The following is a 14481-nucleotide window of genomic DNA, read 5'->3' as shown; positions in this document are numbered from 1 at the left end:
GATTAAAGAGGTGAAAGAATTGCAGGAACTTGAAGCACTAAAGCCAAAATTAACAAACATATTTAATCATCTCCATCAAAATCCGGAAATAAGTTGGCAAGAAACAAAAACGACAACATTTATTGCTGAAGTTTTAAAAAAAGAAGGGATCCTGTTTCAAACCTTGCCAAAAACGACAGGACTTGTTGCCGAAATAGGTAGCGGTGAAAATGCCATTGGCGTTAGAACTGATATAGATGCATTGTGGCAGGAAGTCGATGGAGTAATGCAGGCCAATCATTCGTGTGGGCATGATGCACATATGACCATGGCGATTGGTACATTACTTGTACTACATCGTTTGAATGCTCATAAAAAAGGCAGGGTTATATTTCTATTCCAACCAGCTGAAGAAAAAGGTACTGGTGCATTAAAGTTTATTGAAGAGGGATTAATAGACGATCTGAACTATTTATTCGGTGTACATCTAAGGCCGATTCAAGAGTTGAGAGATGGTCAATGTTCACCAGCAATTATGCACGGAGCTGGACGGTTCGTTACTGGAGAAATTATTGGTGAAGATGCCCATGGAGCGAGACCTCACCTCGGGCAAAGCGCGATTGAAATAGGTGCAGCGATTGTTCAAGAATTAAATCGGATTAAATTAAATCCTATGGTTCCGCATTCAGTTAAAATGACGAAGTTCCAAGCCGGTGGTGAGTCAAGTAATATTATCCCAGGTAAAGCACATTTCAGTTTAGATTTAAGGGCACAAACAAATGAAGTGATGCAACAATTAGCAACTAAAGTAGAAGCAATTTTTGCCCATATTTCTTCTCTTCACGAGGTAGAAATTCATTATAAAACAACGGCTGATATTGCTGCTGCACAAGTAGATACTGACGCAGTGCAATTAATGAGTCAGGCAATTGTTGATACAATCGGTAAAGACAAAATGATTCCACCAATTATCACATCTGGAGGAGAAGATTTTCATTTTTATACTTTGAAAAGACCTGAATTGAAAGCAACGATGCTCGGACTTGGTTGTGGATTATCTCCTGGCTTACATCATCCTGAAATGAATTTTAACCATGAAGCGATATTTACGGGTATCGAAATTCTTGTCAAAACCGTCTTAAATACGTTAGAAAAAGAAGGTGCGTAACCCATGCTCACTAGCTTAGAGATAAAAAAATTGACCACGATAGAAGAGATGGAAACAATCCAAAAGTTAGAGCGAGACGTATGGGGAATGGATCCCATTCCTGTTCATCAAACAGCAACAGCAATAAAAAACGGTGGTCTCATGCTAGGCGCCTTTGATGAAAATGAATTGATTGGGTTTAGCTATGGCTTTCCTGGTTATGCAAATGGAGAAGCTTTTCTTTGTTCTCATATGCTCGGTATCCATCAAAGCTATCGTGATAAAGGAATTGGTGCTCTACTAAAAGTTGCACAGAGGGAAGCTGCTGAGGAAATGGGATACAATCTGATTCGTTGGACATTTGATCCTTTACAAAGCAGGAATGCTTACTTGAATTTATCAAAACTAAATGGTATTTGTAATGATTATCTTGTGAATTGTTATGGTGAAATGGTAGATGGAATTAATAAAGGCTTACCAAGCGATCGTTTCAACATAGAGTGGCGAATCAGCAGTTCACATGTCAAACAACAACTTAACTATGATGTGACACCGATATATCCATTTGAAGTTTTGAATCGAAACGATTTTCCTGCGATAAACGATATGGAACAAACTTTACAAACCATTGATTATAATGAAATGAGTATTGCTGTCCCCATTCCCGCGGAGTTTATGGAAATTAAAAAACATAATCCTTCACTAGCTAAGGAATGGCGACAGGTGACAAGAAGAATTTTTCAGCAATTATTTCAGCATGGGTACACTGCGTATGATGTCCAAAAAAATAATCACGTAAGCTATATCATCACTATCAAAAGACAAAAATTACTATTAGATGTGAGGAGAAGAGATCAATGAAATTAAAGGAAGTAAAGTTACGCCATCTAAAAATGACAATGAAAGCACCATTTGCCACTAGCTTTGGATCTTTTCAAGATAAAGAGTTTATCTTATTAGAAGCAACTGATGAATTAGGTAATACTGGTTGGGGAGAATCTGTTGCTTTTGAGGTGCCTTGGTATAATGAAGAAACCTTTAAAACGAATTGGCATATGCTTGAGGATTTTCTCATTCCAGCATTATTAAATAAGGAAATTACTCATCCAGATGAAGTAAATGAAATCTTTTCTTCTATTAGAAAAAACAATATGGCCAAGTCTACTATAGAAGGCGCTGTTTGGGATCTATATGCAAAAAGAAATCAAATCACTTTGGCTAAGGCACTTGGTGGAGAAAAGAAGAAGATTGAAGTAGGTATCAGTATCGGTATACAGAAATCTGTAGAAGATTTACTACAATTAATAGAGGGCTATGTAAATGAAGGCTATAAAAGAATGAAAGTAAAAATTAAGCCGGGCTGGGACATAGATGTGATGAGACAAGTGAGAGAGAAGTTTCCTGACATTCTACTAATGGCTGATGCAAACTCTGCTTATCGTTTATCAGACATTCAGCATCTTAAACAATTAGATGAGTTCAATTTAATGATGATTGAGCAACCTTTAGCTTCGGATGATATTGTTGATCATGCTAAACTTCAAGCTGAAATGAAAACGCCGATATGTCTAGATGAAAGCATCCATTCGTTGGAGGATACACGAAAAGCTGTGGAGTTGGGTAGTTGCAAAATCATTAACATCAAAATTGGACGAGTAGGCGGCTTAACAGAAGCAAAGAAAATTCATGACTATTGTCAAGAACAAGGAATTGCTGTTTGGTGTGGAGGAATGTTAGAGTCAGGCGTTGGAAGAGCTCATAATGTTGCTTTAACCACTTTAGCCAATTTTATTATGCCTGGTGACACTGCAGGTTCCTCAAGATATTGGGAAAAGGATATCATAACACCTGAGGTTGTTGTCGAAGACGGATATATTACCGTACCTGAAAACGACGGAATAGGTTACGCCCCAGATTTAGCGGTCATTGAAAAATATACAATAATGGAAAAAACATATCAATAATGTCTAATAAGAAAGCCAGCTGTGTGTATATAGGCAGCTGCTTTCATTATGATGAAATATCAGAAAATTCAATATAAGGATGAGGTTTTATGAGAAAAATCATTCAAATAGCAGGTGCTTATATTGGTACAATCATTGGAGCTGGTTTTGCATCTGGACAAGAGGTATTGCAATTTTTCACTAATTTTGGCTGGTTAGGTTTTATTGGTACAATAGCCGCTACGATTTTATTCATTTTTCTCGGTATGAATATTACGCAAATAGGTAGTAGGCTACAAACAGAATCTCACAAAGATGTTGTTCACTATATTTGTGGAAAATATATAGGAAGAGTAGTGGATTTTATTATTACTTTCTTTTTATTCGGTGTGGCAACAATTATGTTTGCAGGTGCAGGTTCAACATTTGAACAACAATTTGGTATTGCGAGTCAAATAGGAAGTTTAATCATGGTCCTGTTAACAGTGTTCACTTGTTTTGTAAACGTGAATCGAGTCATGACTATAATCGGTAGTATCACTCCTTTTCTTCTCATGCTTGTCATGATTATTTCAGCGTATGCTCTATTTACAGCTGATGCAAACTTCTCACAATTGAGTCTCGTAGCTCAAGAAGGTAGTCCAGCAGCACCACATTGGTTACTAGGTGCAGTACTTTATGTTTCCTATAACATTACATGTGGAGTGGCGATGCTAGCGGTTATGGGTGGCACAACTAAAAACGCGAAACAAGCAGGTTGGGGCGGAGTTCTTGGTGGTCTGGGTCTTGGTCTTATGCTAATACTCATTAATGTCGGAATGTTCACAAGAATAGAAGATGTGGCAACACTCGATATTCCGATGCTCTATTTAGCAAATGAAATCTCTCCAATCATTGGTGTGTTGATGACAATTATTCTTTTAGGAATGATCTATAACACTGCCGTTGGAATGATCTATAGCTTTACTTCAAGGATAGTGAAAAGAGAAAGCAAACACTTTAAATGGGCAGTTCTTGCCATTAGTTTGACATCTTTTGTCTCTAGTTTCTTTGGATTTACTAACTTAGTTGGTATCCTGTATCCGATTACTGGTTATTTAGGTTTAGTTCTTATTACTGCTGTAATCATAGCGTGGGTTCGAAATAGAAAAACGTCCTACACGCAAGTAGAAAAAAAATCAGCTTTATAAAAAACAAATGCAATTTTCTTCAAAGTTATGGGAAATTTAACTTTGAGGAGTGATGAGATGAAACGATTATTGTTCATAAGCTTGCTAGTTCATATCATGTTATTTCCATTAATGAGTAAAGGCAGTTTCGCACAAGTTGATGAAGGGGGGAAGCCTTCTTTATCAATTGTGATTGATGATTTAGGTAACCATATGAATGGAACAGAAGATATTCTTAATTTACAGGCAAAGTTAACTGTTGCGATTATGCCGTTTATGCCTTCAACAACTGCAGATGCCAATGCAGCATTTGAAAAAGGTCACGAAGTAATCGTTCATATGCCGATGGAGCCCAAAGTAGGGAAAAAAAGTTGGTTAGGTCCAGGCGCGATTACTGCTGATCTGAGTGATGAAGAAATTCGCAAAAGGGTAGAGGACGCAATTGAGAATGTACCACATGCTGTTGGAATGAATCATCATATGGGGTCGAAAATCACTGAAGATAAAAGAATTATGCAAATTGTGCTAGAGGTTTGTGCTGAAAGGGGATTATATTATCTTGATAGTAAAACCACTGGCAAGAGTGTCATACCAGAAATAGCAGAAGAGCTACACTTACCTTATCTAGAGAACAATCTTTTTTTTGATGACACTTATTCCGTCAGTCACATTGAAAAACAAACTCAGAGACTGGAGAATAGACTTAAAACTGAAAACCGCCTAATTGCGATAGGGCATGTTGGCGTTTCGGGACCAATGATGGTTACCGTATTAAATCGACATATTGAGCATTTGAAAGAAAAGGCTCATATCATTCCTTTATCTGAACAGATTGAAGGAAGTGAATGGCTTCGTTAATAGAATGGTTCCGAGAAGTTAAGAACTAACTTATGAAAAGATATATTAGAAGTGATAATTTTAGATGAAGCGATTATCACTTCTAATATATAAGGAAATAAGGACTTTATTCTCTTGTTATTTCCTAGGCAAGCGCAAGAAGTGACATATTCCTTCTTCATTGAGGGAAATGCGACATCGTTAGACAGAATCTGATGTAGAAAAATACAAATGAATGGCTGTTCCTTCGTTCTCATTACTTTCTATTTCATATTTCCCATTCATTTTTTTAATAATATCAAAGGCAATCATTAAACCAAGGCCAGTTCCCCTTGTTTTTGTTGAAAAATACGGTTGTCCGATTCGTGATAACTCCTCTTTTGACATTCCTTTCCCATTATCTCGAACCGTAATTTTTACTTTGTTTTTTAAGGAAATAACCTCAATCTCTACCGTACCATTTTCATTAATGGCTTCAATAGCATTTTTAATAAAATTAATTAGCAGTTGTTTTAACTCATTAGCATTTCCATCTATATAAATGGGGTAGTGGGTTATTTTACACTGCAATTGAATATTAGACAGATGGGCATATGATTTCATAAATTCAGTTACATCTTGAATGTTAGGAATAAGATCAAATGTTATTACAGTGTTATTAGCAGGTTTTGATAAAGTGAGAAAATCATTAATCATTTGATTGGTTCGTTCTAGTTCTTTTAAAGAGACTTCGATGTACTGTATTTGTGTCTTAGTAAGATTTTGCTCAGCGTGCATTAATTGCATAAATCCTTTTACAGTAGTCATTGGGTTTCTTATTTCATGAGCGATGGATGCAGCTAATTGACTAATCGCATTGAGTTTATCTGCCGCTTGGATCGTCTCTCTCATTAATAAATGAGATTGGTGCATTTCAATCATATAAATAATCAATATTAATGTTAAAGCGTAAACGAAGACAAGAAATAATGCTTGAATAAAAAATTGTGTTTCTTGATTCTTAAAAAATATAATCATTCTAGTACTGGCGATAGGAATATAAAATAATAATCCTATCATTATTTTTTTTCTTAAAGAACTTTTTTGGTAAAATTTTGTTAGTAAATGAAATATGAAAGCGAGGACGAGATAATTGACTATGAGAAATACATCGCTAGTATCGCTTTCAATCAAACGGTAAATAAGAGCGAAAAATAATAAGCATAAGCCGGTATACTTATGAACATAGAAAAAACAAATAAAAATGGGTATGTACATTAAATCAAAAACAGTATGGTTAGAAAGATGCACTGGAAAAAGAATAGTTAAGGTTAAGGAAAGTAAAATAGAAACAAAAAAAATGCCAACTTTCTTTTTATGATGATATTTAGAAGGGACAATTATTTTTGTTATTGGTATAATCATTAAAATCAAAAAATGCAGTATAATATTTGTGATGAATTCATACAAAAGCATCATTCCTAACATGGTTATATATTCATATATAAACATTATACATTTAGTTGGATATTCCTGCTTCATTTTGTCGAATAATAGAATCGTTGAGGAGAGGGAAGAAGTAAAAAATGAACACTTTCAACAGGCGGTTGAAAGTGTTCATTTATATGTGTTGGCATTTTCATTTGTTTCGTACTAATTGTTCAATTACATCTCCATCTAATGTTTCATAAGACATGAGGGCGTGAACAATGTCTGCATGTGCCTTACTATGTTCGAGTAGTAAGGACTCTGCTCGTTTTAATGCTTGAAAATAAAGTGATTGTAATAATTCGTCTTTACGCTTTGATTCAAAAGAAAGGGTGAATCCATCTTCTAAGAGACCGTTTTCAACCATCTGTTCTAATAGTTGCTTTGCTTGTTGGACATCCCCGCTAACACCGATACTATGCTCTCCTAATAGTTGTCTTTCTGCTACTCCTCCACCTAAAATCATTGCCACTTGATCAAGCAGTTCGCTAAAAGTAGATAAATGGAGTTCTTTTTGAATAGGTGCAACATAACCCAATGCTTGGCCACGAGGAATAATGGTCGCTTTTCTAACTGAACCCGGTTTTGTCACAGCTGCAATGAGGGCATGGCCCGCTTCATGGATGGCTACTCTTCGCTTAATATTTACATCTTGTAAAGGTAGGCTGCTATTTCCTAGTATAGTTCGGTCCAATGCAAAATTGAGATCATCTTTTGTAATTTCTTTATGATTATTGAGTATTGCTTTTCTACTTGCTGTTTCAAACAGAGAATGGAGATCAGCTCCAGAAAAACCGGATGTTGATTCAGCTAAAACAGTAAGTGAAGCTGAGACATCACTGGCAAGTTGTCGATTTTTTGCATGAATATCAATGATTTCTTTTCTTCCTTTCAAATCAGGTAACTGAATATGAAAGCTGAAGTCAATTCTGCCTGGTCGAAGAAAGGCATCATCTAGCATATCTTTTCTGTTCGTTGCTGCAATAAATAAAATACCATCATTTGATAGCCCGCCATCCAATTGAACGAGTAATTCCGTTAATGTTTTTTCACTTTCTTCCCCGCCATGAGGCTTTCTTTTGCCTGCTAAAGCATCTACCTCGTCAATAAAAATAACAGCAGGTTGATTCTTGCGGGCATTTTGAAAAAGTGAACGTACCCTTGCAGCACCAATACCAACAAACATTTCATTAAAAGCAGAACCACTTGAAGAGTAAAATTTCGCATTTAATTCCTTAGCTATTGCTTGTGCAAGCAATGTTTTACCAGTGCCAGGAGGGCCATAAAGAAGAATCCCTTTAGGAGGCTTAATCCCTAATTCTACTGCTTTAGCTGGCGACTTTAAGGATGATATGGTTTGTAATAATTCATCCTTCATTTCTGGTTGCAAGCCTCCAACATCATTTAATGTTGTCGAGGGGAGCGGTTTCGCTTTAGATACAGATTGTTTTAGTTGATTGGTTGCACCCATTTTTCCTGATTTAAACAAATAAATAACTGTTGCAATTAATAATGATAAGAAAGCAATAATAATCCATATACTATATGAGTTAGTCGCAGAATATTTATATTCTATTGGATAAGTAGCGACAAGGTTTTCAACTTTATCACTATTAGGTGTGATATGAGAAATAAATTTTTTCTCGTCTATTACCACTTCTATTTTTCCGTTTTTATATTCCTTCATTTCAATGTCAGCTTGGGAATAATTTTGTATATTGGCTTCTAATTGAGAGAAGGGGATTGTATGAGTGGTTGGTTTATTCATCAAATAATAGGTGATAAAAATAGCTAACATAAATAACAGTGATATAAGAATGAGAGTTGCACGTTTTATTTTATGTGACAAATTTATAACCCCCAAAAAAATTAATATCAAACATGTTTTGGTAATGTAAATATATGTCCATTATAAAGGGAGAGAAAAACTATTTTTAGTATAAAACGTTGTTAACATAGGAATATAATGCATAATTTGTGAAGAAAATAAGTGGTGAAACCGTTATTTTTGTCAAAAATAAGGCTAAAAGTAAAATCAAACTATAATTATTTGCATAATATAATAAAAAATAACTAATTAATCGAAAAGTCAACCCGAAAAAAGAGATAATTTTGTCAAATTCGCGAAAAAATATTGACATAATTGTGAACAGGGTGGATAATGGATGAAAAGGAGGATGATGGAAATGAATACATCAAAAGCTATGTTAAAAGCAGTTAAGTATTATGGAGGTACATTATTGATTGCCGGAATCATCATCTTTTCGATCGGATTCTTTGGAAACGTTTCCAGTACGTTAACTGGTATTGGTATTGGTACGGTAATGGGAGCCATTTTTGTCTTTTTAATGGGCGTCTTTTTTGTAGCTACAGAGGAAGTATTAGAAAAGACAGGTAGAAGAAAATCTAAACTAGATACATTAGCAAAAGTAACAGCAACATCTATTAAAACAAAGTAGGAGCGCCCGAAAGAGGACGCTCCTTTTTTATTTATTGAATTTGGTAAGTCCAAACCATTGTTAGTAGGGAACCAAGAATGGTGAAGATTGCAATTAATACACCATAGTAAATTGTAATATAGATGGCGTTTTTATCTTCTGATTCACCAGCATGCATGAATAGTACTAATTGTAACCCTGCTTGAATAAAAGCAGTTACAAGTAAGATTGTCATTCCAACTGCAAATGACATATCAAAGAAGTAAACCATTAGGGCAACAGCTGTTAGCACGAGTGAAAAGATAAATCCCATCACTTGTTTCATCGGGAATAATTCTTTCATCATTACATCATTCCTTTCAGATAGACGAAGCTGAAGATGAAGATCCAAACAACGTCTAGGAAGTGCCAGTAAAGAGAGAAGATAAATGACTTATTCGTTGTTCTTGGTGTTAAGCCATATTTCTTTACTTGAATTAGGATACATGTTCCCCAGAATAACCCGAAAGTTACGTGCGCGCCGTGTGTTCCTAAAGTGGTTAATAGGATTGCACTAAATGCACTTGTTTGTAGTCCTGCGCCAACATGAACATAATGAACGAATTCATAAATTTCAACACCGAGGAAGATAGCCCCAAGTACGATTGTTGCAATAAAGAATCCCATCATTGCTTTTTGGCGACCAAGTCTCATCGCGTGAACCATGAGGCCAATTGTGAAACTACTTGTTAATAGAACAAGTGTTTCAATTAATACAGGTGTGATTTCAAAAATTTCAGCACCCGATGGGCCATCACCTGTACCACCTGACAAAATAAAGTAAGATGCAAATAATGTTGCAAATAACATAACTTCCGCACCGAGGAAAATCCAGAAGCCAAGAATCTTTAAGCGATTTTCATCAGTACTGTACTCAAGAGGGAGAGAGTGATCAATCTTCATTATCTTTTACCTCCCAATTCTTTTTCTGTTTCTTCTATTTCTTCAATAGAAATATATCTTCCATGATCATTTTCAAATGATTGATAAGCCATACAAGCGAAAATACCTAGTGTACAAATAATTAACGGAATCCACATTGCAAAGACGAACGAGAATCCCCACATGAAGAAGATAATTCCCATAATGAATGGAATACCACTGTTGTTCGGCATGTGAATCTTTTCAATTTTATCTGGGAATAACGGTGTGCCTTTTTTCTTTGAATCCCAGAATGTTTCATAGGAATCGATCTTAGGCATAGTTGCAAAATTATACTCAGGAACTGGCGTATGTGTAGCCCATTCAAGTGTACGTGCATCCCAAGGATCTGATCCAATATCTCTTGGTGCATAACGGAAACTATAGTAAATATTATAAACGATTAACGCAAATCCAGCTGCTAACATAAGGGCGCCAACCATAGAAATCATATTCCAAATACCAAATCCACTTGCTTCAGAATAAGTGTACATACGTCTAGCTTGACCATCTAAACCAGAGATGAACATTGGCATAAAGGCAACTAATGTACCAATCGCAATAATCCAAGCGCCGATTTTACCAAGACGATCATTTAACATGAAGCCGAACATTTTTGGCCAGTAGTAATAAAGGGCAGCTAGCATTGCGAACACAACCCCAGGAATGATTACCATATGGAAGTGAGCAACTAAGAACATTGTATTATGGTATTGATAGTCAGCTGCTGACATACCAAGCATAACCCCTGTTACACCACCAAGTGTGAAAAGTGGGATAAACAACATTGAGTAAAGCATTGGCGTTGTCATCACGATTTTACCTTTATACAGTGTTAACAACCAGTTGAATATTTTTACACCGGTAGGTACTGCTATTGCCATCGTTGTAATAGAGAAAATACTGTTAACGAAAGCGCCTTGACCCATTGTAAAGAAGTGGTGAACCCATACAACGAATGATAATAGTGAAATGATTACCATTGAAGCAACCATTGATTTATAACCATATAGGTTACGTCTAGCGAAAGTAGAGATTACCTCACTGTAAATACCGAATGCAGGCAAGATTAAGATATATACTTCAGGGTGTCCCCAAACCCAGAAAAGGTTGGCCCATAACATATCCATACCGCCATTTGTTGATGCAAAGAAATGTGTACCGAATAAACGATCTAATGTACCCATTGCAAGCGCAACTGTTAATACAGGGAAAGCAAATACGATAATAACGTTCGTAATTAATGCTGACCAAGTAAACATTGGCATTTTCATTAATGTCATGCCTGGAGCACGCATTTTCAAGATTGTCGTCATAAAGTTGATACCTGTTGCTAATGTACCTAGACCGGCAATCTGTATCGCAATCATATAATAGTTCGTACCGACAGAGGTACTAAATTCATTATCTGCTAACGGGAAGTAAGATGTCCAACCCGCATCTGGTGATCCTCCGATAACGAAAGAGATATTAAATAACATTGCACCGGCAAAGAATAACCAGAAGCTAAGTGCATTAAGACGTGGGAACGCAACATCGCGAGCCCCAATTTGCAGTGGAACAACAAAGTTCATAAACCCGATAATAAATGGCATAGCCATGAAGAGAATCATAACAACACCATGTGTAGTGAATATCTCGTTATAATGCTGTGCATCAAGCAATTTGTTCTCAGGTGCTGATAATTGCGCACGCATCATAATTGCGTCAGCGCCTCCTCGGAATAGCATGAGGATCGCTGCAATAATATACATAATACCTAATCGTTTATGGTCAACAGTTGTTAACCATTCACGCCATAAATAACCCCATTTTTTAAAATATGTTATCCCAACTACAATGGCAATAGAAACAATTGCAATTGCTACCATTGAAGCATAAATAGCTGGACTTGGATGTGGTATGGCAAAACGTTCAAAGAACTCCATCCTGTATACTCCTTTCAGAAGATGTCAATAGACACTTCATCTAATTAATGGCTACTGTGGTCAGTGTGACCTTCGTGCTCATCATGATTTTCATGATTTTCTTCTGAATCTTCATCATTTGATTGATGATGTTCATGCCCTTCAGGTGCTGGGCTAAAGTCTAAATGAGTGCCAGTAAAGGTCATCTTACCTAAGTGACCTGGCTCTAGTAACTCTTCAAATTTATCTTCAGTAATTGGATCAGCTGTTTGATGAACTTCATCTACCCATTCCTCAAATTCAACTGGAGACATTGCTGTTACATCAAACGTATTTTCAGCAAAACCTTTTCCGCTGAAGTTTGCATTTCTACCCATGAATTCACCAGGGTGATCAGCAGCTAAATGTAATGTTGTTACCATATCGGCCATTGCATATTTCTGTCCGCCAAGTTGTGGAATCCAGAAGCTGGTAATTGGACCGAATGAGTAAAGTTTAAATTCAAGTGCTCGATCTGTAGGTATATATAAGTAATTTACTGTTTCAATATCTTCTTCAGGATAGCTGAAGTGCCATTTCCAGTTAGATGATGATGCATATACAACTAATGGCTCCTTATCTTCATACCCTGGTGGTGTTGCTTCAACTTTATAGTTACTTTGGACAGAAACAAATGATAGATAAGCAACAATTAGTACAGGTATTCCGACACAAACTGCCTCCACCCATTTATTTCCCTCGATGTGAGGTGGTTCATAATCTTTTCCTTGTTTAGATGAACGAAATTTAATGAGCATATATGCAAGCATTGCAAAAACTACAATAACAATGCCAGACATTAACCATATGGACATCATAATATCGTTAGCCTGGACTTCGGCCTGTGGACCTTTAGGATTTAGAACAGTAAGTGGTTCACACCCAGCAAGTACAGCGGCAATGGCAACTATAGCCAATAAAAGAGCCCTTTTCAATTTCATTGATGTACCCCTTTCTATCTTTCTAAAAATCTATTGTTTTATTTGAACGTGAATATCACGCCTGTAACCCTATGTTAGTATCATAAATGGTTAAAAACAATTGAATGTGATAGGTGTCACAAAATGTTCATGAACAAATGATGAATTTGGTCACAAAATGTTCATGAAACTGAAAGTAAAAAGAAAAAATAATATTATTTAAATACTCTATTTTAAGAAAAAACTGAAAAATGAATATTGTATCGTTCAATAAATTTTAAAGGTTGCTTCTTTATTTATTATATTAATATAAATGATATTGCGTATTTGACTAACAGTACCCACAAAAAAAGTGTGAAGTCTTCGAATGGTTTTGAAACGGATGAAAAAAGAGGAGGGTTATCTTGTTAAAGAAATTTGATATTGATCAATTTTTAGACGGTGTATATAACCCGACTGATGATATTCATCATTTAATAGAAATAATTGAAATAGATGATTTACTTGAGAGAACAAAATAGGCCTTTATGTCTTCCACTTTTTGTTTTAGATGTTGTACGATTACTTTTATTAAAATAATCATAACTAAAACTAATCAAATGAAATAATAATGAACATTTTCTTATATTTTTTAAAGGCTATGTTGACATTTACGATATAAGGGTTAATGGAACAATAGATAAAGAAAAGCGGGCAAGTTTTAACCATTAACTTGCCCGCTTTTCTTTATCTATTGATATTTACTTTTGCACTAGCAAGTTTTGCTTTGAATTTTTCTTTCATTATATAACCCATTTCCCAAAAAAACTTTCATAAAGAATAAACATTGAAAAGATAGTAAAACTATAAATATTTCCATCAAAAAATAAAAGTGAAGAGGTGAGGAGAAAATGGAGAAAAGAGTGTTTCTCTCAATTGTCATAGTGTTGTTTAGCTATATATTTATTTCAAGCCCTCAAACAAGCTTTGCCGTTTATGATGCACCTTCTTATGCGAAATGGGGTAAAGAAGCGATGATGATCGCAAAGGAAAAATACCCATCAGCAGATATTGTTGATTATCAGCATCTTGGAAAAGAAGTAAAGGATGAGACAGAAATAGAAAAGTTTAAACTTTGGATGCGTCAACAGGAGATAGAATATGGGCTCTATGTGTTTATTGAATATGATAAAGATTCGGAGAAAATCGTCCGTATTTTAACGAAAAAAACGGACCGTTAACGTATTGTATTTTCTTCTATTAATTGTGCGAGTGGAACAACTTGATTCTTATCTACGTTGTTTCTTTCGCACACCCTTGCCATTTTAGTTAATTCATAGAGATCGACAATGACGATATTTACGCCATCGAAAGTTACTTCATATTCGTTTTGACTTTTTAGTAGTTCCCTCGCTCTAGCTAAATCCATAAGTTCACATCCTCTCTCGTAGTATTTTATTCAGTTTGAATATTTAGTGCACAATTCTACCAATAATAAGGCTTTTGATATATACTTAAATAGGCAAACGGTTTAGAAGTTGAATGATTATCAACTTGTAGACGTTAGTTCATCTTTCCAATTTATTACACTAATAGGCGTGATATAGGAATTAAATTAATTCACTTTTTTAATATAAGTATTTTTTCTAAAAATATTAGCTGTATTTTCGTGATTTTCTCTTTTTTCCCTTTGTAT

The 14481-nt window shown here is 35.4% G+C and carries 14 protein-coding genes; 7 read left to right on the top strand and 7 right to left on the bottom strand.

All coding sequences use genetic code 11. The features are described from left to right. Positions 1–10: 10 nt before the first annotated feature. The 5 genes from MKX78_RS13205 (at position 11) to MKX78_RS13185 (ending at position 5096) form a co-directional block, all read left to right on the top strand. Positions 11–1147 carry a M20 peptidase aminoacylase family protein gene (locus MKX78_RS13205; RefSeq protein WP_341051275.1) on the top strand — a complete coding sequence of 379 codons (1137 nt, stop codon included), beginning with the start codon at positions 11–13 and terminating at the stop codon, positions 1145–1147. A 3-nt stretch (positions 1148–1150) separates the two neighbouring features. Then, positions 1151–1987: a GNAT family N-acetyltransferase gene (locus tag MKX78_RS13200; protein ID WP_307313626.1), complete on the top strand. Its 837-nt coding sequence runs from the start codon at positions 1151–1153 to the stop codon at positions 1985–1987. Continuing rightward, positions 1984–3090, top strand: a complete 1107-nt coding sequence (menC, locus tag MKX78_RS13195; protein ID WP_341051271.1) for an o-succinylbenzoate synthase — start codon at positions 1984–1986, stop codon at positions 3088–3090. The genes MKX78_RS13200 and menC overlap by 4 nt, the downstream gene beginning before the upstream one ends. Before the next feature lie 89 nt (positions 3091–3179). After that, the gene (locus tag MKX78_RS13190; RefSeq protein WP_341051269.1) at positions 3180–4259 is read left to right on the top strand and encodes a YkvI family membrane protein; all 1080 of its coding nucleotides are present in this window, start codon (positions 3180–3182) and stop codon (positions 4257–4259) included. Between the two features lie 57 nt (positions 4260–4316). Next, on the top strand, positions 4317–5096 hold the full coding sequence (locus MKX78_RS13185; RefSeq protein WP_095373121.1) for a divergent polysaccharide deacetylase family protein: 780 nt from the start codon (positions 4317–4319) through the stop codon (positions 5094–5096). 180 nt (positions 5097–5276) lie between these two features. Here the strand turns inward: MKX78_RS13185 and MKX78_RS13180 are convergent, their stop codons facing one another. Both MKX78_RS13180 and MKX78_RS13175 read right to left on the bottom strand, forming a co-directional pair. Beyond that, a complete protein-coding gene (locus MKX78_RS13180) occupies positions 5277–6134 on the bottom strand; it encodes an ATP-binding protein (protein ID WP_180316964.1) in 858 nt (285 codons plus the stop codon). Between the two features lie 559 nt (positions 6135–6693). Beyond that, positions 6694–8391: an AAA family ATPase gene (locus MKX78_RS13175; RefSeq protein WP_341051267.1), complete on the bottom strand. Its 1698-nt coding sequence runs from the start codon at positions 8389–8391 to the stop codon at positions 6694–6696. Between the two features lie 337 nt (positions 8392–8728). Here MKX78_RS13175 and MKX78_RS13170 point away from each other — a divergent pair, with 337 nt between their 5' ends. Then, positions 8729–9001 carry a hypothetical protein gene (locus tag MKX78_RS13170; RefSeq protein ID WP_095373123.1) on the top strand — a complete coding sequence of 91 codons (273 nt, stop codon included), beginning with the start codon at positions 8729–8731 and terminating at the stop codon, positions 8999–9001. Positions 9002–9032: 31 nt separating this feature from the next. On the opposite strand, the gene qoxD is transcribed toward MKX78_RS13170, so the two are convergent. The 4 genes from qoxD to qoxA are packed head-to-tail and all read right to left on the bottom strand — an operon-like array spanning position 9033 to position 12827. Further along, complete coding sequence (gene qoxD / locus MKX78_RS13165; RefSeq protein ID WP_095373680.1) at positions 9033–9323, bottom strand: cytochrome aa3 quinol oxidase subunit IV; 291 nt, start codon at positions 9321–9323, stop codon at positions 9033–9035. A 2-nt stretch (positions 9324–9325) separates the two neighbouring features. After that, positions 9326–9922: a cytochrome aa3 quinol oxidase subunit III gene (gene qoxC, locus MKX78_RS13160; RefSeq protein WP_095373124.1), complete on the bottom strand. Its 597-nt coding sequence runs from the start codon at positions 9920–9922 to the stop codon at positions 9326–9328. Further along, complete coding sequence (gene qoxB, locus MKX78_RS13155) at positions 9922–11868, bottom strand: cytochrome aa3 quinol oxidase subunit I (protein ID WP_307313633.1); 1947 nt, start codon at positions 11866–11868, stop codon at positions 9922–9924. Before qoxB ends, qoxC begins: the two co-directional genes overlap by 1 nt. A gap of 44 nt (positions 11869–11912) precedes the next feature. After that, positions 11913–12827 (bottom strand): cytochrome aa3 quinol oxidase subunit II, encoded by a 915-nt coding sequence (gene qoxA, locus MKX78_RS13150; RefSeq protein WP_095373125.1) that lies wholly within the window; start codon positions 12825–12827, stop codon positions 11913–11915. A gap of 869 nt (positions 12828–13696) precedes the next feature. Here qoxA and MKX78_RS13145 point away from each other — a divergent pair. After that, the gene (locus tag MKX78_RS13145; protein WP_095373126.1) at positions 13697–14026 is read left to right on the top strand and encodes a DUF3889 domain-containing protein; all 330 of its coding nucleotides are present in this window, start codon (positions 13697–13699) and stop codon (positions 14024–14026) included. Here MKX78_RS13145 and MKX78_RS13140 read toward each other — a convergent pair. Then, positions 14023–14214 carry a small, acid-soluble spore protein, H family gene (locus MKX78_RS13140; RefSeq protein WP_095373127.1) on the bottom strand — a complete coding sequence of 64 codons (192 nt, stop codon included), beginning with the start codon at positions 14212–14214 and terminating at the stop codon, positions 14023–14025. The genes MKX78_RS13145 and MKX78_RS13140 overlap by 4 nt on opposite strands. Between the last annotated feature and the right edge of the window lie 267 nt (positions 14215–14481).

The sequence above is a fragment of the Cytobacillus sp. FSL R5-0569 genome (assembly GCF_038007265.1).
GTDB lineage: Bacteria > Bacillota > Bacilli > Bacillales > Cytobacillaceae > Cytobacillus > Cytobacillus kochii.
The sequence above is the reverse complement of the archived record's forward strand: the minus strand, read 5'-3'. Positions and strand labels throughout refer to the sequence as shown.